16 protein-coding genes are annotated in these 18,231 nt (G+C 67.7%); 9 read left to right on the top strand and 7 right to left on the bottom strand.

Annotated elements, in window-relative coordinates:
- The 6 genes from IT40_RS10075 to iolG all read right to left on the bottom strand — a co-directional run.
- Positions 1-1,669: ATP-binding protein (locus IT40_RS10075; protein ID WP_244274010.1), on the bottom strand; the 1,669-nt coding region annotated here is incomplete at its 3' end.
- Between the two features lie 106 nt (positions 1,670-1,775).
- The gene (locus IT40_RS10070) at positions 1,776-2,900 is read right to left on the bottom strand and encodes a Gfo/Idh/MocA family protein (RefSeq protein ID WP_036754054.1); all 1,125 of its coding nucleotides are present in this window, start codon (positions 2,898-2,900) and stop codon (positions 1,776-1,778) included.
- Positions 2,901-3,136: 236 nt separating this feature from the next.
- A complete protein-coding gene (locus IT40_RS10065; RefSeq protein WP_036754052.1) occupies positions 3,137-4,105 on the bottom strand; it encodes a hydroxyacid dehydrogenase in 969 nt (322 codons plus the stop codon).
- The gene (locus IT40_RS10060) at positions 4,105-4,911 is read right to left on the bottom strand and encodes an HpcH/HpaI aldolase family protein (RefSeq protein WP_036754049.1); all 807 of its coding nucleotides are present in this window, start codon (positions 4,909-4,911) and stop codon (positions 4,105-4,107) included. The genes IT40_RS10065 and IT40_RS10060 overlap by 1 nt, the downstream gene beginning before the upstream one ends.
- Positions 4,912-4,925: 14 nt before the next feature.
- Entirely contained in the window at positions 4,926-6,356 is a 1,431-nt protein-coding gene (locus IT40_RS10055; protein WP_036754045.1) for an NAD-dependent succinate-semialdehyde dehydrogenase, read from the bottom strand.
- Between the two features lie 3 nt (positions 6,357-6,359).
- Positions 6,360-7,367: an inositol 2-dehydrogenase gene (gene iolG, locus IT40_RS10050; protein ID WP_036754042.1), complete on the bottom strand. Its 1,008-nt coding sequence runs from the start codon at positions 7,365-7,367 to the stop codon at positions 6,360-6,362.
- A 104-nt stretch (positions 7,368-7,471) separates the two neighbouring features.
- Here iolG and iolD point away from each other — a divergent pair, with 104 nt between their 5' ends.
- The 9 genes from iolD (at position 7,472) to IT40_RS10005 (ending at position 17,708) form a co-directional block, all read left to right on the top strand.
- Positions 7,472-9,343, top strand: coding sequence for a 3D-(3,5/4)-trihydroxycyclohexane-1,2-dione acylhydrolase (decyclizing) (gene iolD, locus IT40_RS10045; RefSeq protein WP_036754037.1), 1,872 nt, complete (start codon positions 7,472-7,474; stop codon positions 9,341-9,343).
- The gene (iolE, locus tag IT40_RS10040; protein ID WP_036754035.1) at positions 9,344-10,237 is read left to right on the top strand and encodes a myo-inosose-2 dehydratase; all 894 of its coding nucleotides are present in this window, start codon (positions 9,344-9,346) and stop codon (positions 10,235-10,237) included.
- The gene (locus IT40_RS10035; protein WP_036754033.1) at positions 10,234-11,046 is read left to right on the top strand and encodes an SDR family oxidoreductase; all 813 of its coding nucleotides are present in this window, start codon (positions 10,234-10,236) and stop codon (positions 11,044-11,046) included. Before iolE ends, IT40_RS10035 begins: the two co-directional genes overlap by 4 nt.
- 2 nt (positions 11,047-11,048) lie before the next feature.
- Positions 11,049-12,107, top strand: coding sequence for a sugar phosphate isomerase/epimerase family protein (locus tag IT40_RS10030; RefSeq protein WP_036754031.1), 1,059 nt, complete (start codon positions 11,049-11,051; stop codon positions 12,105-12,107).
- A gap of 17 nt (positions 12,108-12,124) precedes the next feature.
- Complete coding sequence (locus IT40_RS10025; protein ID WP_036754028.1) at positions 12,125-13,258, top strand: Gfo/Idh/MocA family protein; 1,134 nt, start codon at positions 12,125-12,127, stop codon at positions 13,256-13,258.
- Positions 13,259-13,319: 61 nt separating this feature from the next.
- A complete protein-coding gene (locus IT40_RS10020) occupies positions 13,320-15,230 on the top strand; it encodes a bifunctional 5-dehydro-2-deoxygluconokinase/5-dehydro-2-deoxyphosphogluconate aldolase (RefSeq protein ID WP_036754025.1) in 1,911 nt (636 codons plus the stop codon).
- A gap of 26 nt (positions 15,231-15,256) precedes the next feature.
- Complete coding sequence (locus IT40_RS10015) at positions 15,257-15,448, top strand: hypothetical protein (protein ID WP_036754022.1); 192 nt, start codon at positions 15,257-15,259, stop codon at positions 15,446-15,448.
- Positions 15,445-16,239: a 5-deoxy-glucuronate isomerase gene (iolB, locus tag IT40_RS10010; RefSeq protein WP_036754019.1), complete on the top strand. Its 795-nt coding sequence runs from the start codon at positions 15,445-15,447 to the stop codon at positions 16,237-16,239. The genes IT40_RS10015 and iolB overlap by 4 nt, the downstream gene beginning before the upstream one ends.
- Positions 16,240-16,385: 146 nt before the next feature.
- Positions 16,386-17,708 carry a hypothetical protein gene (locus IT40_RS10005; RefSeq protein WP_052095851.1) on the top strand — a complete coding sequence of 441 codons (1,323 nt, stop codon included), beginning with the start codon at positions 16,386-16,388 and terminating at the stop codon, positions 17,706-17,708.
- Here the strand turns inward: IT40_RS10005 and IT40_RS10000 are convergent.
- Complete coding sequence (locus IT40_RS10000) at positions 17,680-18,231, bottom strand: hypothetical protein (RefSeq protein ID WP_036754015.1); 552 nt, start codon at positions 18,229-18,231, stop codon at positions 17,680-17,682. The two genes, IT40_RS10005 and IT40_RS10000, sit on opposite strands and share 29 nt — an antisense overlap.

The following is an 18,231-nucleotide window of genomic DNA, read 5'->3' as shown; positions in this document are numbered from 1 at the left end:
TGTCCAGACTTTCGTGCCCTTGGATCAGGGCACGTTCGATGGCGCCGATAACGGCCTCGATGCAGCGACCGAAACGGTGGCGGGAAGCATGGACCAGCCGGTCGACCAGATCGGGCTCGGCGGGCGGGTGCAGGCCGGCGCGCGCCCCATAAGCCGCGGTCCTGGGGGTGATAAGGGGGCGGTCCGCCACCGCCGCGGCCGGCGGGCGGGGGCGGCCGGCGGTCTCGGGATGGCCGTTCACGGTGATGTCGGCCAGGTAGACCAAGAGCTTCGTCGCCCGGTCGCGGCGCTTGCGGAACGCGAACAGGTCCGGCGTGGTGTCGATGAACTTGGTGGTATAGGTGTCGTCGAGGAAGGTCGGGTGCTTCAAGAGGTTGATGACGAATTCGATGTTCGTCGCCACCCCGCGCACCCGGAACTCGCGCAGGGCCCGGTCCATCCGCGCGATGGCCTTTTCCGGGGTCTGGGCATGGGCCGTGACCTTGACCAGCAGGCTGTCGTAATAGCGGGTGATGACGCCGCCGGAATAGGCGGTGCCGCCGTCCAGGCGAATGCCGTTGCCGGTGGCCGAGCGATAGGCGGTGATGCGGCCGTAGTCGGGGATGAAGCTGTTCAGCGGATCCTCGGTCGTGACCCGGCATTGCAGGGCGTGGCCGTTCAGGTGCACGTCCTCCTGCCGGGCGACGCCGGTGGCCTGCGCCAGCGTCGCGCCCTCGGCGACCAGGATCTGGGACTGCACGATGTCGATGCCGGTGACCTCCTCGGTCACGGTATGCTCGACCTGGACGCGCGGGTTCACCTCGATGAAGTAGAAGGCCTGGCTGTCCATATCCATCAGGAACTCGACGGTGCCGGCGTTCTGGTAGCCGACGGCGCGGCCGATCTTCAGCGCCAGGCCGCAGACTTCCTGGCGCTGTGCCTCGGTCAGGTAGGGCGCCGGGGCGCGCTCGACCACCTTCTGGTTGCGGCGCTGCACGGTGCAGTCGCGCTCATAGAGATGATAGAGCCCGCCATGGCTGTCGCCCAAGAGCTGCACCTCGACATGGCGGGCGCGCAGGATCATCTTTTCCAGGTAGCCCTCGCCATTGCCGAAGGCGGCCTCGGCCTCGCGCCGTCCCTCGCGCACCTTCTCGGGCAGCTCCTCGGGGCTCATGATCGGGCGCATGCCGCGCCCGCCGCCGCCCCAGGAGGCTTTCAGCATCAGGGGATAGCCGATCTCGGCCGCCTCGCGCCTGATCGCGTCGAAATCCTCGCCCAGCACCGCGGTCGCCGGGATCACCGGCACCCCGGCCGCGATGGCGACGCGCCGGGCGCTGGCCTTGTCGCCGAGCGCGCGCATGGTGTCGGCGCTCGGCCCGATGAAGGCGATGCCGGCGGCCTGGCAGGCATCGACGAAATCGGGGTTCTCGCTGAGCAGCCCATAGCCCGGATGGATGGCATCGGCGCCCGATTCCCTGGCGACGCGGATGATCTCGGCGATGCTGAGATAGGCCGCCACCGGCCCCAGGCCGCCGCCGATGCGGTAGGCCTCGTCCGCCTTGAAGCGGTGCAGGCTCAGCTTGTCTTCCTCGGCATAGACCGCGACCGTCTTCTTGCCCAACTCGTTCGCAGCCCGCATCACGCGGATCGCTATCTCACCACGGTTCGCTACCAAGATCTTTCGGAACATGCAGAGCCCTTTCGAAAGGTAGGTGCCCGGCGCGCAGCCGGGCACCCGGGGGAAGGGGCGAGGAGCGCCCCAGCCGATGCCGCGGGAGGGAGGCGGCAGCGGATTCTCAGGCCGTGACGGCCATCCACTGCCGCGTTGCGGAGGAGCGCTGGATCGTCTCGACCAGCCGCTGGATACGCAGACCGGCCGCGAAGCCGAAAGGCTCGGGGATCTCGCCGGCGATGGCGCGCAGATAGCCCTCGATCTCGATGGCCTTCAGGTCGTTGAAGCCGATCTGATGGCCGGGGGCGACGCAGAAGCGGCCATAGGGCGGGTGGTCGGGGCTCGCCTCGATGCGGCGGAAGCCGCGCCGGCCGGGTGCATCGGCGGTCGAATAGAAATGCAGCTCGTTGAAGCGTTCCTGGCTGAAGGCCAGCGCGCCCTTGGTGCCATGGACCTCGAAATCATGCTGCATCTTGCGGCCGGTGGCGATCCAGTTGCCCTCGACCGAGCCTTGCGCGCCATTCGCGAAGCGCAGGAAGGCGCGGCCGACATCGTCCACGGTCACGGCACGCATGCCGCCCTGGCCGTCGGGGCGCTGGCCGATCATCGTGATGCAATCGCCCATCACCTCGGTGATCGGACCCAGCAGGAATTCGGCCGTGGCCAGCGCATGGCTGCCGATATCGGCCAGCGCGCCGCCACCCGCCGGATCGTGGCGGAAGGTCCAGGGGTCGTCGGCATCGGCCATGTAATCCTCGGCATGCAGCCCGCGATAGCCGCGGATCTCGCCCAGTTCGCCCGCCGCGATCATCTCGCGCGCAAGCCGCAGCATCGGGTTGCAGAGATAGTTGAAGCCGACCTGGGTCTTGACGCCTTTGGCCGCCGCCGCATCGGCCATCTGGCGCGCATCCGAGGCCATCGGCGCCAGCGGTTTTTCGCAATAGACGTGCTTGCCGGCGGAAATGGCGGCCAAGGCCATTTCCTTGTGCAGCGCATTCGGGGCGGTGATGTCGATCACGTCGATCTGGGGGTTTTCGACCATGCTGCGCCAGTCGGCGGTGGCATGGGCGAAGCCGAAATCGGCGGCGGCACGGGCGGCGGCGTCCTCGGTGACGTCGGCGACCGCATGCAGTTCCAGCCGATAGGGCAGGTCGAAGACCTTCTGCGCGCTGGCGAAGCCGAAGACATGGGCCTTGCCCATGAAGCCGGTGCCGATCAGGCCGATACGCAGGACGGGTTTGTCAGACATGGACAGGATCCGGTTTGAAATGACGTTGCACTCAGCCGCCATCCAGATGGCGGACGAGACGGCTGATTGACGGGGTTTCGGCATGGCTGTGCGGTGGTGGGCCATTGCGCGGCGGTGCTGAAAGATCCTGCTCCAGGCGCCGTGGCAGGTCCGATATGAATGCGGCACCGCCGTAGCGGAGAACCGTCGCCTGCCCGACGACGGCTCCGAAAGCCGCAAGTCGGCGGTGCATCGTCTCAAGCATGGGCGAAAGCCGCATTGACGATGAGGCCGCGGTCGAGCGTGCCGTCCAGATAGTCGATCGCGTTCTGGATCGAGGCGATGGCCATGCGTTCGCCGCATTCGGCGGTCAGCCCGGCGATATGGGGCGACAGTACCGCGGTCGGCTGGTCGAACAAGGGCGAACCGCAGGGCGGCTCGTCGTCGAAGACATCGACCCCGGCAGCGCCGACCTGGCCCGAGGCCAGCGCCTCGGCCAGCGCCGCCTCGTCCACCACGCCGCCGCGCGCCGTATTGGCAAGGACGACACCCGGTTTCATCAGCGCGATCTCCCTTGCCCCCAGCACCGGCTTGTCGGCCCTGGGCACATGGATCGAGATGCAATCGGCCCAGGCCAGCCCCTCGTCCAGGTCGGCAATCTCTGCCACCGGACCTTCGGACCAGCCCTTGCGCGAGAGATAGGGGTCGTGGGCGCGGACCGTCATCTCGAACCCGGCGGCCATGCGCGCAAGGCGCTGCCCGGTGCGGCCATAGCCGATGATCAGCAGGTTCTTGCCCGAGATTTCCTGCTGTTCCAGCCGGTTGCGCCAGCCCCATTGGCCGGGCTCGCGCACCGCGCGGTCGGCCAGCAGCACGCGCTTGGCCCCGGCCAGCAATTGCATCATCGCATGTTCGGCGACCGAGATCGAATTCACGTCGCCGACGATGGTCAGGGCAATGCCGCGTTCGTTCAGCGCGGCGAGATCGACGGCATCGTAACCGACGCCGTGGCGCGAGACGACCTTCAGCCTCTCGGCCAGCGCCACGGTGGCGGCGGACAGCGGCTGGGTGCGGATCACAAGCGCATCGGCCTTGTGGATCAGCGGCGCGTAGGAGGGCTCCGAGATTTCCTCGACATAATCCACGGTGATGCCGCGGGCGGGGAGTTCGCGCAGCAGCGCCTCTCCCGCGGGATGCAGCTTTCCGGCAACAAGAAGATGCGGCATCAATAGGCTCCTTTCGTGGCGGAGGCGGGGGCGGAGGCGGTCAGGTCGCGCCAGGTCGCGACCGAGGCGCTGGCCGCGCCGGCCAGCAGGCGGGTGTCGCCGCCGACCGTGGTCAGGTCGAACCCCCAGCCGATGGCTTTCGCGGCATATTCCGGCGTGCCGCAATGCAGGCAGGCACGGATGCCGTTCGCCTTGCAGGCGTCCTTGATGCGTTGAAGCAGCGCGATCATCTCGGGCTCTTCGCGGTCGAAGCCGGGGGGCAGGCGGCCTTCCTGGGTGCCCAGCGTCAGGTCCGCGGGGCCGACATAGATGCCGTCGAGACCGGGGGTCGCCGCGATGGCGTCCAGGTTGTCCATGCCCTGCTGCGTTTCGACCATCGCCAGCGCGAGCACCTGCTCGTTCGCCGCCACGCCATAGCCGCCATAGGCGAAGGTGGCGCGGGTCGGGCCGAAGCTGCGCTGGCCATGCGGCGGATAGCGCATGTAGCTGACGAATTCCGCCGCCTCCTGGGCCGAGTTGACCATCGGGCAGATGATGCCCTGCGCGCCGGCGTCCAGCGCCTTCATGATCGCGCCCGGTTCGCGCCAGGGCACGCGGACCATCGGCGTCACGCCGGATGCCCGCATCGCCTGCAGCATGGGCAGCACGGCGCTGTAGTCCAGCGCGCCGTGCTGGGCGTCGATGGTGATGCTGTCATAGCCCTGCGCCGCCATGATCTCGGCGGTCAGCGGGTTGCCGATGGACAGCCAGCCGTTGATCGCGGGGCGGCCCTCGGCCCAGTGTTGTTTCAGCTTGTTGGTGAACATCACGTTTCCTCCCCTCAGAACACGATCTGCGCCAGCTTGGTGTCGAGGTAGTCCTCGATCCCTTCGATGCCGCCTTCGCGGCCCATGCCGGAGTGGTTGGTGCCGCCGAAGGGCGCCTCGGATGCGGCCAGCGCAAAGCTGTTGATGCCGACCATGCCGGCCTTCAGCCCCGCCGCCATGCGCCGCACCCGGTCGGGCGAGCGGGTGAAGGCGTAGGCGGACAGGCCCATGTCCGACGCGTTGGCGCGGGCGATCACCTCGTCCTCGGTCGAGAAGCGGGTGATGGCGGCGATGGGGCCGAAGTTCTCCTCGGCAAAGACCTTCATGTCGTCGGCGACATCGGTCAGCACCGTCGGCTCGAAGAAGAAGCCGCTGTTCAGATGCGCCGGGCGCTTGCCGCCATGGGCAAGCGTCGCGCCGTTGCGAAGGGCGTCGGCGACGGTGGATTCAATCTCGGCCAGTCGTCCGCCATTGATCAGCGGACCCATGCCGGTTTCGGGGTCCAGCCCGTCGCCCAGCTTGATCTGCGCCGTGCGCGAAACGAAGCCCTCGACGAAGGCGTCGTGCAGGCTGTCATGGACGAAGATCCGGTCCGGGGTCACGCAGACCTGCCCGCAATTGGCGAACTTGGTCGGCACGGTCAGGTCCAGCGCGGTTTCCAGATCGGCGTCGTCATGGATGATCAGCGGCGCGTTGCCGCCAAGCTCCATCGAGACCTTCTTTACCGTATCGGCGGCGTCTCGGATCATCTGCTGGCCGACGCGGGTCGAGCCGGTCAGGCTGACCTTGCGCACCCGGCTGTCCGCCATGATCGGCGCGTAGGTATCGGCGGTCGAGCCGGTGACAAGGTTCACCGCGCCGTCGGGCAGTCCCGCCGCACGCAGGCAATCCACCATCACCATCGCCACGCCCGGCGTCTGCGAGGACGGGCGCAGCACCACCGGGCAGCCGGCGGCCAGCGCCGGGGCCAGCTTGCGGGCGGGCAGGGCGGCCGGGAAGTTCCAGGCGGTAAAGGCCCCGACGATGCCCACCGGCTCGCGCGTCACCTCGAAACGACCTCCGGGCACGCGGCTGTCGACGATGCGGCCATAGATGCGGCGCGCCTCCTCGGCGAACCAGCGGAACTGGTCGCAGGCAAGGGTCCATTCCCGGCCGGCCTGCGCGATGGGCTTGCCGGTCTCGGCCGAGATCATCCGCGCGGCCTCATCCGCGCGGCGGATCATCTCGTCCGCGGCCTTGTGCAGGGCTCCCGCGCGGCCGAAGCCACCCATCTCGCGCAGCTTGGGCAGGGCGCGTGCGGCAGCATCCAGTGCCGCCTGCGTGTCCTCGGCGGTGGCAAGGGCCACCTGGCCGAGCGGTTTTTCGGTGACCGGAGAAATGACCTCTCCGCTGACGGTGCCGGGGGTCCAGCTCCCGTCGATGAACAATCCGAATTGCGAATACATGGCTTATCCGATTTCCCTGATTGCGACCGTGCGGCCTTCGGCGGCGGAAAGGATCGCGGCCTCGGCCAGCAGCAGCGCCTGCCTGCCGTCCTCGAACCCGACCGGCACCGGCTTGCCTTGTTCGATGGCATCGACGAAGGCGCCGATCTCGGCCGCGAAGGCATCGGCATAGCGGTCGATGAAGAAATTTTTCAGCGGCGCGGCCCGGTCGGTGAATTCCGCGCCATAGAGCCGCACCTGATCCAGCGTCCGGTTTTCCGAAATCGCCATGCCGGCGCTGCCGAAGGCCTCGACGCGCTGGTCGTAGCCATAGACGGCACGGCGCGAGTTGGTGATGATTGCCTGCTTGCCCGATTCGGTCTTCAGGACAACGGTGACGGTGTCGTAATCGTCGCAGCGCTGCATCAGGGCCGGGTCGACCAGGCGCGAGCCGGTGGCGCTGACCTCGGTCACTTCCTCGCCCAGGATGAAGCGGGCCATGTCGAAATCATGGATGGTCATGTCGCGGAAGATGCCGCCCGAGGCCTCGATATAGGCGTCGGGCGCCATGCCCGGATCGCGCGAGGTGATCGTGACTTGATGCAACTCGCCGATCCGGCCCGATTCGATGGCGTGCCGGACCCCGGCATGGCCGCTGTCGAAGCGGCGCACGAAGCCCAGCATGATCGGCAGGCTGGTGCCGGCAATTTTCGTTGCGCAGGCATTTACCCGGTCCAGCGACAGGTCGATGGGCTTTTCGCACAGGATCGCCTTGCCCGCCGCGACCGACTGCTCGATCAGATCGGCATGGGTGGCGGTCGAACTGGCGATCAGCACCGCATCCACCTCGGCCGAGGCCAGCGCCGCCTCGACCGAATCGAATTGCGGCACGCCCAGTTGGGCTGCGACTTCGGCGGCTGCGGGGGCATGGATGTCATAGACGCCTGCCAGCCGGGCGCGCGGATGGGCGGCGATGTTTTCGGCATGCATGCGGCCGATGCGGCCGGTGCCGAGGACGGCGATTCCTGTCATGGGTTCCTCCCGAAATTCGTTTCGCAATAATCATTGCAGAACTATTGCATTGTCAATCATCATTCCGTATCGTTCGGAAAACACCATCCGCAGGAGGAGGCGAGATGCCACGCAAGACCGTGCGCCTGACCATGGCCCAGGCCCTTGTTCGTTACCTTTGCAACCAGTTCACCGAGATCGAGGGCGCGCGTGTCCCGCTGTTCGCGGGCCTCTTCGGCATCTTCGGCCATGGCAACGTGACCTGCCTTTCCGAGGCGCTGGAGCAGGTCCAGGACCAGCTGCCGACCTGGCGCGGCCAGAACGAACAGTCCATGGCGCTGGCCGCCATCGGCTTCGCCAAGGCCAAGCGGCGGCGGCAGATCATGGTGGCCGCCACCTCCATCGGGCCGGGTGCGCTGAACATGGTGACGGCGGCGGGCACGGCGATGGCGAACCGGCTGCCGGTGCTGCTGATCGCCGGCGACACCTTCGCGAATCGCCTGCCCGATCCTGTGCTGCAGCAGGTCGAGCATTTCGGCGACCCGACCATCACCGCGAACGATGCCTTCAAATCGGTCGTGCGCTACTGGGACCGCATCACGCTGCCCGAGCAACTGATCCAGTCGCTGCCGCAGGCGGTGGCGACCATGCTGGATCCCGCCGATTGCGGCCCGGCCTTCATCGGGCTGGCGCAGGACACGCAGGAACTGGCCTATGATTACCCCGAGGTTTTCTTCGAACCGCGCGTCTGGTCGATCCCGCGCCCGCGTCCCGACCGCGACGCGGTTGCGGCGGCGGCCGAACTGCTGAAAACGGCATCGAGGCCGCTGATCATCTCGGGCGGCGGCGTGCGCTATTCGCTGGCCGAGGACGCCTTGACCGATTTCGCCGCCAAGCGCGGCATCCCGGTTGTCGAGACCATCGCCGGCAAGGGCGCGCTGACCCATGACCATCCGGTCCATGCCGGACCCATCGGCATCGTCGGCTCGACCTCGGCCAATGCGCTGGCGAAAGAGGCCGACGTGATCCTGGCCATCGGCACCCGGCTGCAGGATTTCACCACCGGCTCCTGGACGGCCTTCGCCGAGGATGCGCGGTTCATCTCGGTCAACGCGGCGCGCTTCGATGCCGTCAAGCATCGGTCGTTGGCGGTGGTCGGCGATGCGCTGGAAACCATCGGCGAACTGGACGCGGCGCTTGGCGATTACGCGGCCGATGCCGGGCTGATGAAGCGCGCCAAGACCCTGTTCGCCGAATGGAACAAGCTGCTGGACGACCATCAGGCGCCGACCAACGAACTGGTGCCGTCCTATGCGCAGGTCGTGGGCGTGCTGAACAGGGTCGCCGGGCCGAACGACACGCTGATCGCCGCGGCGGGCGGCACGCCGGGCGAGGTGACCAAGGGCTGGCGGGTCAAGAACCCGAACACCTTCGACTGCGAATTCGGCTTTTCCTGCATGGGCTACGAGATCGCGGCCGGCTGGGGCTGCGCCATGGCGCAGGAGGGGCCGGGCGCGACGGGCGGCACACCCATCGTCATGCTGGGCGATGGCACCTACATGATGATGAACTCGGACATCTATTCGGCGGCGCTGACCGGCCACAAGATGGTCGTGGTGGTCTGCGACAACGGTGGCTTCGCGGTCATCAACCGGCTGCAGCAGGCCAAGGGCGTGCCCGGTTTCAACAACCTGCTGGCCGATTGCCGGATCCAGGACCGCGACAACCCGCTGCATGTCGATTTCGTGAAACATGCCGAGGCGATGGGCGCCCGCGCCGTCAAGGCCGAAAGCCTGGCCGATCTGGAGGGCGCGATGCAGGATGCGCTTGCCCATGACGGGGTGACGGTGATCTCGATCGTCTCGGATGCCTGGAAATGGGTGCCGGGGGATGCGGATTGGGACGTCGGCGTGCCCGAGATCTCGAATTTCGAAACCGTCCGCGCCGCCCGTGCGGCGCAGGAAAAGATCCGCGAAGCGCAGCGCCTGGGTGTGTAAATGAAAGCGAAACTTGGCATCGCGCCGATCGCGTGGTGGAACGACGACCTGGCCGAACTGTCCGATGACGTCAGCCTGGAGGAATGCCTGCGGCAGGCGTCCGAGGCCGGCTTCACCGGCATGGAGACCGGCCGGCGCTTTCCGATGGACATGGCCGAACTGGGGCCGATCCTCGACCGTTTCGGCATCTCGGTCTGCGGCGGCTGGTTCTCGGGCCTGCTGCTGGACGGCGATATCGAGGTGGAAAAGGACCGCATCGCGCAGCAGATGGAATTCTTCATCGCGGCCGGCGCGCCCTGCATCGTCTATGGCGAAACCGCGCGCTCCATCCAGGGCGTGCGTTCCGCGCCGCTGGCCACCAAGCCGAAGCTGACCGAGGCCGAGATGGCCGCCTATGGTCGCAAGATCAGCGATTTCGCCGACTGGTGCGCGGGGCAGGGGATGCCGATTTCATACCACCACCACATGGCGGCAGCGGTCGAGACCGAGGCAGAGCTCGACCTGCTGATGAAGCATTCCTCGGTGCCCCTGCTGTTCGATGCGGGCCATATGGCCTTTGCCGGCGGCGACGTGATGCGGGTGATCGAGAACCACCATGCCCGCATCAGCCATGTCCATACCAAGGACATCCGCCGCACGGTCGTGGACGGGCTGGACCGGACGCGCGAAAGCTTCCTCGATGCCGTCATCAAGGGCGCCTTCACCGTTCCGGGCGATGGCTCGCTGGATTTCGAGGCCATCGTCAAGGCATTGGCGGCCAAGGGCTACGAGGGCTGGTTCGTGGTCGAGGCCGAGCAGGATCCCGTCGCCAATCCCCCGCTGGAGATGGCGAAAAAGGGGCACAAGGAGCTGCTGCGCGTGATGGCGGCGGCAGGCTATGAGGTGGTGAAATGAACCGCATCGATGGAAAGATCGCCGTCGTCACCGGCGGCACGCAGGGGCTTGGCGCGGCCATCGCGCGGCTCTTTGCCGAAGCGGGTGCGGCGGGCATCGTGATCGTCGGCCGAGGCGTCGAGAAAGGGCAGGCGGTCGCGACCGAAATCACGGCTGCGACCGGCGTTCCGGTCGAGATGGTTGCCGCCGACCTGGGCAGGATCGAGGACGTGCAGGCCATCATCCCCGCCGCTGACAAGCGCTTCGGCCGCGTGGACATTCTGGTCAACGCCGCCGGCCTGACCGACCGCGGCAATCTGTTGAACACCACGCCGGAACTCTTCGACCGCATGTTCGCGGTCAACACCCGCGCGCCGTTCTTCCTGATGCAGGACGCGGCCAAGGTGATGACCCGTGAGGGGATCGAGGGTCGCATCGTCAATATCGGCTCGATGTCCGCGCTTGTCGGGCAACCCTTTCTCGCACCCTATGCGGGTTCCAAGGGGGCCTTGGCGACGCTGACCCGCCATGCCGGCTTTGCGCTGATGCGCCATCGCATCCACGTCAACCAGCTGGACATCGGCTGGATGAACTCGGACCACGAACGCGCGCTGGTGCTGTCGGAGACGGGCGATCCCGATTTCATCGACCGCGCGGCGGCGCAGAAGCCCTTTGGCCGCATCCTCGACCCGAGAGAAGTCGCGCGCGCCGTCCTGTGGATGGCGTCCGACGACAGCGGCATGATGACCGGGGCGGTGATCCCCTTCGACCAGTCCGTCCATGGCGGCTATGAGGACGCGCCGGTCCCGGCGGCCAAACTGGAGGCATGACGATGCAGACCATCAAGGGGCCGGGCGTCTTCCTGGCCCAGTTCGCGGCCGATGACGCGCCCTACAACTCGCTGCCCAGCCTGGCGACATGGGCGGCCGACAAGGGCTTCAAGGGCGTCCAGATCCCGACCTGGGACACGCGCCTGATCGACATGGCGAAGGCCGCCGAAAGCGATGCCTATTGCGACGAGATCAAGGGGCTCCTGGCCGATAACGGCCTTCAGATCACCGAATTCGCCTCGCATATCACCGGCCAGCTGGTGGCGGTGCATCCGGCGCATGACGTCATCATGGACAGCTTCGCGCCTGAACAAGTGCGCGGCAACCCGACCGCGCGCCGCGCCTGGGCCGAGGAGCAGCTGCGTTTCGCCGCCCGCGCCTCGCAGCGGCTGGGGATCGACCGGCATGTCACCTTCTCGGGCGCGCTGCTGTGGCCCTACCTTTACCCCTATCCGCAATGGCCCGAGGGGTTGGTCGAGGAAGGTTTCGACGAACTAGCAAGGCGTTGGATGCCGATCCTCGATGATTTCGACGCGCATGGCGTGGATGTCTGCTATGAGATCCACCCCTGCGAGGATCTGCATGACGGCCATAGCTGGGAATATTTCCTGGAGAAGGTCGGGAACCATCCCCGCGCCAACCTGATGTATGACCCCAGCCATTTCGTGCTGCAGGCGCTGGATTACCTGGCCTTCATCGACCACTACCACGAGCGCATCAAGACCTTTCACGTCAAGGATGCCGAGTTCCGCCCGGACGGCAAGTCCGGCGCCTATGGCGGCTATCAGCCGTGGAGCAGGCGCGCGGGCCGCTTCCGCTCGCCCGGCGACGGGCAGGTCGATTTCGGGGCGATCTTCACCAAGCTGACGACCCATGGCTTCGACGGCTGGGCGGTGCTGGAATGGGAATGCTTCGTCAAGAACCCCGAGGACGGCGCCCGCGAAGGCGCGCAGTTCATCGCGGATCACATCATCCGGGTGTCGGACCGCGCCTTCGACGATTTCGTGAAATCCGGCGCCAATCGCAGCGCCAACCGGGCAATGCTCGGACTGGAGGAATGACCATGTTGCGTCTTGGAATGGTGGGCGGCGGGCAGGGCGCCTATATCGGCAATATCCATCGCCTTGCCTCGCGGCTGGACGGGCAATGGCAGCTGGTGGCCGGGGCCTTTGACGTCGATCCCGAGCGTGGCCGCGCCTTCGCGATCTCGCAAGGGCTCGACCCCGCACGCAGCTATGGCACCTATGCGGAACTGATCGCGGGCGAGGCCGGGCGCGAGGATCGCGTCGATGCCGTGGCGATCTGCACGCCGAACTTCACCCATTACCCGATCGCCAAGGCGCTGATCGAGGCGGGCTTCGACGTGATCTGCGAAAAGCCCCTGACCGCGACGCTGGAGGATGCCGTGGCGCTGGAAAAGCTGGCGCGCGAGAGCGGCCGTTTCGTCGGCGTGACCTATACCTATTCCGGCTATCCGATGGTGCATGAGGCCCGCGTCCGCGTCGCCCGCGGCGAGTTGGGCGCGATCCGCACGGTGCAGGTCGAATATCCGCTGGAATGGATGGCGACCGCCATCGAGCAGTCGGGCAATGCCCAGGCCGCCTGGCGTACCGATCCCAAAAAGAACGGCCGCGGCGGCTCCATCGGCGATATCGGCACCCATGCCTATCACCTGGCGGGCTTCGTCACCGGCTTGACGCTGGAAAGCCTGACCGCCGACCTGGCGACCTTCGTCGGCGGCCGGGCGCTGGACGACAACGCCCATGTGATGATGCGCTATCAGGGCGGGGCGCGGGGCTTGCTGTGGTCCTCGCAGGTGGCCATCGGCAATTCCAACGGCGTGCGGCTGCGGGTGTTCGGCGAAAAGGGCTCGCTGCAATGGTTCCAGGAGCAGCCGAACGAGCTGGTCTTCACCCCGCTGGACGGCCGGGTGCAGATCATCAAGCGCGGCGCGGACGACCTGTCCGAGGACGCCAGGCTGCGCATCCGCACGCCCCCCGGCCATCCCGAGGGCTATCTGGAGGCCTTTGCCAACCTTTATGCCGGTTTCGCCGAGGCGATCCGCGCCCGGCAAGAAGGGCGCGAGCCCAGCCTGCTGGGGCAGAACCTGCCGCTGGCCTATGACGGGCTGAAGGGCGTGGCCTTCGTCGAGGCGGTCGTGGACAGCCACGAGGCCGAGGGCCAGCCCTGGCTGACGCCCGTGGCGGTCTGACGGCTGCGGCCCCTGTTTGGGGGCCGCACATCGCGCCAAAGCGGTCGGGGGAGGGGGAACCATGAAGACGCTAGACTTAATCACGCTCGGCCGTTCGTCGGTCGATCTCTATGGCCAGCAGGTTGGCGGTCGTTTGGAGGACATGGGGTCGTTTGCGAAGTATATCGGCGGTTCTCCGACCAACATCGCCTGCGGCACGGCGCGGCTGGGGCTGCGCGCGGCGGTGATCACAAGGGTGGGCGACGAGCATATGGGCCGGTTCATCCGCGAGCAGCTGGCCCGCGAAGGCGTCGACACCCGCGGCGTCGCGACCGATCCCGAGCGGCTGACGGCGCTGGTGCTGCTGGGGATCCGCGACGAGGACAGCTTCCCGCTGATCTTCTACCGCGAGAACTGCGCCGACATGGCGCTGAGCGAGGCCGACATCGACGAAAGCTTCATCGCCGAGGCGCGCTCGGTGCTGGCGACCGGCACGCATCTGAGCCATCCGCGCACCGAGGCGGCGGTGCTGAAGGCGCTGGCGCTGGCGCGCAGGCACGGCGCGCGGACGGCGCTGGACATCGACTATCGCCCGAACCTCTGGGGCGTGGCCGGGCATGGCGCGGGCGAGAGCCGCTTCGTGGAAAGCGCCTCGGTGACCGCGAAGCTGCAATCCACCCTGCACCTTTTCGACCTGATCGTCGGCACCGAAGAGGAATTCCACATCGCCGGCGGCACCACCGACACCATCGCGGCGCTGCGCGCGGTCCGCGCGGTCAGCACCGCCACGCTGGTCTGCAAGCGCGGCGCAGCGGGCGCGGTGGCCTTCGAGGGCGCGATCCCGGACAGCCTCGACGAAGGCCAGGCCGGCCCCGGCTTCCCCATCGAGGTCTTCAACGTGCTGGGGGCGGGCGACGGCTTCTTCTCGGGGCTGATGAAGGGCTGGCTCGACGGCGAGGACTGGCCGCGCACGCTGGAATACGCCAATGCCTGCGGCGCCTTCGCGGTCTCGCGCCACGGCTGCACGCCGGCCTATCCGTCGCTGGCGGAACTGGAATTCTTCCTCAGGCGCGGGGTGCTGCGGCCGGACCTGCGCAACGATGCCGAGCTGGAGCAGATCCATTGGTCAACCAACCGCCAGGGCCGGATGGGCGGCGACTGGTCCACCATGCGGGTCTTTGCCTTCGACCACCGCGCGCAGCTGGAGGAGATGGAAGGCTACACGCCGGCAAAGGGCGGCGCGTTCAAGGAACTGTGCCTGCAAGCCGCCCTGAAGGTTGCTGACGGGCGGCCCGGTCATGGCATCCTCTGCGACGACCGCATCGGGCGGCGGGCGCTGCATGCGGCCTCGGGGACGGGGCTGTGGATCGGGCGGCCCTGCGAATGGCCGGGCTCGCGGCCGCTGCAGCTGGAGCCGGACCTGGGCCCGGATTGCGGCGGCCTGTCCGAATGGGCGCGCGAGCAGGTGGTCAAGGTGCTGTGCTTCTGCCATCCCGATGATGACGCGGAAACCCGCGCCGCGCAGGAGGCCACGGTCAAGCGCCTGTTCACGGCCGCCCGTCGCAACGGGCTGGAATTCCTGCTGGAGATCATCCCCTCCAAGGTCGGGCCGGTGGACGAGCAGACCACCGCCACGCTGATCCGGCAGTTCTACGCCATCGGCGTCTATCCCGACTGGTGGAAGCTCGAGCCGATGCAGAGCCGCGCGGCCTGGGCCAACGCCATCGCCGCGATCGAGGAGCACGACCGCCACACCCGCGGCATCGTCGTCCTGGGCCTCGACGCCCCCGAAGCGGAACTGGCCGCCAGCTTCCAGGTCGCGGCCGGCTTTCCGCTGGTCAAGGGCTTTGCCGTCGGCCGCACGATCTTCGGCGAGGTCGCGCGGGACTGGCTGAAGGGTGATATGGACGACGCAGCGGCGGTCGAGGAGATGGCCGAACGCTATCAAAACCTGTGCAAGATCTGGGACGAGGCGCGCGAAAAGGCGCGCTGACCTGATCTGAACCCAAAGGTCTGACGATGTTCGATCTTGACGACATGTTCTATCGCCCGTTCTGGATCCGGCTGCTGCTGGTCGCACTGGCCCTGGGCTGGGGGCTGTTCGAATTCCTCTCGGGCGCGCCCTTCTTCGGGGTGATCTTTGTCGCCATCGGGCTTTACGCGGGCTGGCGCTTTTTCGTGACATTCAACCCACTCGGGGGAGACAGATGAGCGACCTGCTGCTGAGACCGCCTGCCACGAAAGGCAAGATCTACGACGTCACGCCGCAATCCGCCGGCTGGAAATATGTCAGCTTCGGCCTTTACCGGCTGGGTCCCGGCGAGACCGCGACCGAGGATACCGGCGGCAACGAGGTCATCCTGGTCATGGTCGAGGGCAAGGCCAGGTTTCGGGCCGCCGGGCAGGACTGGGGCGTGCTGGGGGACCGGATGGATGTCTTCGAGAAGACGCCACCGCATTGCCTCTATGTCCCGAACGGCCAGGACTGGGCGGCCGAGGCCGAGACCGACTGCACCATCGCCGTCTGCTCGGCGCCGGGGAAAGGCGGGCACGCAGCGCGCCGCATCGGCCCCGAGGGCATCACCCTGACCCAGCGCGGCGAGGGCACGAACACCCGCTTCATCAACAACATCGCCATGGAGGCCGAGGATTTCTGCGACAGCCTGCTGGTCACCGAGGTCTTCACCCCTGCCGGCCACTGGTCGAGCTACCCGAGCCACCGGCACGACGAGGACGACTTCCCCCGCATCACCTATCTGGAGGAGACCTATTACCATCGCCTGAACCCGGCCACCGGCTGGGCGGTGCAGCGGGTCTATACCGACGACGGGTCGCTGGACGAGATGATGGCGGTGCGCGACGGCGACGTCACCCTGGTCCCCCGCGGCCACCACCCCTGCGGCGCCCCATACGGCTTCGAGCTCTACTACCTCAACGTCATGGCAGGGCCGCGCAGGAACTGGCGCTTTGTCCCGGCGCCAGAGGTCGCCCATCTATTTTAGGCTGGGTGATGGATGCCTGCAATGATCCTGGTCGCGATCCTGATCAATGTGGGGGGCGGCGCCGAGTGGCCTTGGCCGTCCACGCCGATGACGCCCAGTCCTGAACCCGGCTTGCGATGCGCGGGCGATCCTGCAATCCTGCGGCCATGACCGGGGATCTGCATATCCTGCGCCAGCATGTCCTGCTGGCGGCGCGGCTGTTTCGGAACTACGGCGCGGTGCTGGCCGCCACCTGGCTGGCGGGCGGGCTGCTGGGCACCGTGCTGATGATGCTGGCGGTCGAGATCGGCTTCGCCGACCGGCTGGCCGGGCTGATCGCGCTGGTGCCGGTGATCCTGCTGCAGCTGGTGCTGTTCGTCGCCATGTTCGTCATCCTGCGCGACGGGCTGCCGGTGCTGCGCTTTCGCGCAAGGCGCCGCCGCGAGGCGCCGCCCGCCGGGGAAGGCGCTGCCGAGGCTCCGGGCATCGGCATGCTGGCCGGGGCGCTTCTGGCGGTGCTGATCCCGTTCTACGGCTATTATGCCGGCTGGGGCCTGCTCGGGAACACGCTGCGCGACTATTCCAAGGCGTTCCTTTCCACCTCGATGGAGCGCATCGACTTCTCGGACGTCTCGCCCGAGCGGGCGCCCACCGCGCTCGAGGTGCAGAGCACGCTCTGGGTGGTGGTGGCCGTGCTGCTGATCTGGGCGGTCCGGCGTGGCGCCAAGGCCATGCACAAGCGCAGCGAGGCCGGGATCTGGCCGCTGCTGGTCGTGGCCTGCGAGGCGAGCTGGGCGGTGCTGGGCCTTTACGTCATCTCGGGCTGGCAGGAGGGCTTCGTCGCATGGCTGGCCCAGCTGCCCTCGCCGGGCGAATTCTGGCAGAACCTGTTTCCGCCGGCCGCGGCCGAGGTGGTCGATGCCGCGCGCCGCCCGGTGGACTGGCCGCCCGTCTTCCAGCCGTGGCCCTGGCTGGAGCGGCTGTTCTGGTATGCGCTGCTGCCGCTGATCTGGTTCAACCTCGGCGCCATCGTCTATGGCCACGACCTGAACATGATGGCCGAGGAAACGCGGCGATCAGCCGGCAAGGTGCTGGACCGCTGGCAGGGGCTGCCAAAGCCGCTGACCGACTTCCTCGGGCATTTCTGGGTCGGGCTGGTCAAGCGCTGGCATGCGGTGGCGAACGGCGTGCTGCTGGCCGGGTCGGCGGGCTTCGCGCTGACCGTCTCGGTGCTGGTGCTGTGGCGGCTGGCCGACTGGGCGGGCCGCTGGGCCTGGGTCGGGCTGGCCGAGCTGATCGGGCCGCAGGACCTGTCGGTCTGGCAGGTGGCGCAATATCCGCTGGGCCTGCTGTTCGGCGCGCCGGGCCAGCCGCAGCAGGGCGTGGTGGTCTGCGTCCTGCAGTTCTGCATCCTTGCCGCCGGGTTGGAGCTGGCCGGACGGGCGCAGGCGGCTCGCGCCGCTACTGCAGATCGCGCAGAACCGGCTTGACCGCGAATTCCAGCGCCTCGGGCCGCGTCCCCCAGGCCGAGACGCGCAGCCGCGCACCCTTCAGCAATTCGGAGGGCACCAGGAAAAGCTGGTCCGACAGGAATTCCTGCCCGTCCGGCGGCGCGTCATAGGGAATGGGGTTGCAGCGCCCCTTGCTCTCGCCATCGGGGGAAAGCACCCGGACGGCACCCTCGGAATCGGCGCTGATCAGCGGCAGCCAGACCCGATCCGCCGCGTCGCGCAGTCTGATGTCGCAACCGGCCCAGCCCTGCCGCGCCGCCTCGGGACCGCGCAGCGCCAGACGGACCAGCACCAGCGCCCGCTCGGACAGGTTGGGCGCGCTTCCCGCCCAGACCTGATCGACCCGGACATGCACGCCGCGCAACTCGGCCCCCGCCTCGCCGGCCTGCACCACCCGCCATTCGCGGGCGCGGCGCAGGTCGGTGATCTCGGTCCAGCCCCCGACCACCACGTTGGCGAGCAGCAGGACCGCGGCAAGGAGGATCCACAGCAGATGTCTCAT

The organism is Paracoccus versutus, from assembly GCF_000763885.1.
Taxonomy (GTDB): Bacteria; Pseudomonadota; Alphaproteobacteria; order Rhodobacterales; family Rhodobacteraceae; genus Paracoccus; species Paracoccus versutus.
This window is presented reverse-complemented; position numbering and strand designations above follow the sequence as displayed.

Coding starts and splice junctions, on each gene's coding strand:
- IT40_RS10000 (WP_036754015.1), bottom strand. CDS start 18,231: ATGAGACATCTGCTGTGGATCCTCCTTGCCGCGGTCCTGCTGCTCGCC.
- IT40_RS10005 (WP_052095851.1), top strand. CDS start 16,386: ATGACCGGGGATCTGCATATCCTGCGCCAGCATGTCCTGCTGGCGGCG.
- IT40_RS10060 (WP_036754049.1), bottom strand. CDS start 4,911: ATGTTCACCAACAAGCTGAAACAACACTGGGCCGAGGGCCGCCCCGCG.
- IT40_RS10020 (WP_036754025.1), top strand. CDS start 13,320: ATGAAGACGCTAGACTTAATCACGCTCGGCCGTTCGTCGGTCGATCTC.
- IT40_RS10015 (WP_036754022.1), top strand. CDS start 15,257: ATGTTCGATCTTGACGACATGTTCTATCGCCCGTTCTGGATCCGGCTG.
- IT40_RS10035 (WP_036754033.1), top strand. CDS start 10,234: ATGAACCGCATCGATGGAAAGATCGCCGTCGTCACCGGCGGCACGCAG.
- IT40_RS10025 (WP_036754028.1), top strand. CDS start 12,125: ATGGTGGGCGGCGGGCAGGGCGCCTATATCGGCAATATCCATCGCCTT.
- iolG (WP_036754042.1), bottom strand. CDS start 7,367: ATGACAGGAATCGCCGTCCTCGGCACCGGCCGCATCGGCCGCATGCAT.
- iolE (WP_036754035.1), top strand. CDS start 9,344: ATGAAAGCGAAACTTGGCATCGCGCCGATCGCGTGGTGGAACGACGAC.
- iolD (WP_036754037.1), top strand. CDS start 7,472: ATGCCACGCAAGACCGTGCGCCTGACCATGGCCCAGGCCCTTGTTCGT.
- IT40_RS10070 (WP_036754054.1), bottom strand. CDS start 2,900: ATGTCTGACAAACCCGTCCTGCGTATCGGCCTGATCGGCACCGGCTTC.
- IT40_RS10030 (WP_036754031.1), top strand. CDS start 11,049: ATGCAGACCATCAAGGGGCCGGGCGTCTTCCTGGCCCAGTTCGCGGCC.
- IT40_RS10055 (WP_036754045.1), bottom strand. CDS start 6,356: ATGTATTCGCAATTCGGATTGTTCATCGACGGGAGCTGGACCCCCGGC.
- iolB (WP_036754019.1), top strand. CDS start 15,445: ATGAGCGACCTGCTGCTGAGACCGCCTGCCACGAAAGGCAAGATCTAC.
- IT40_RS10065 (WP_036754052.1), bottom strand. CDS start 4,105: ATGCCGCATCTTCTTGTTGCCGGAAAGCTGCATCCCGCGGGAGAGGCG.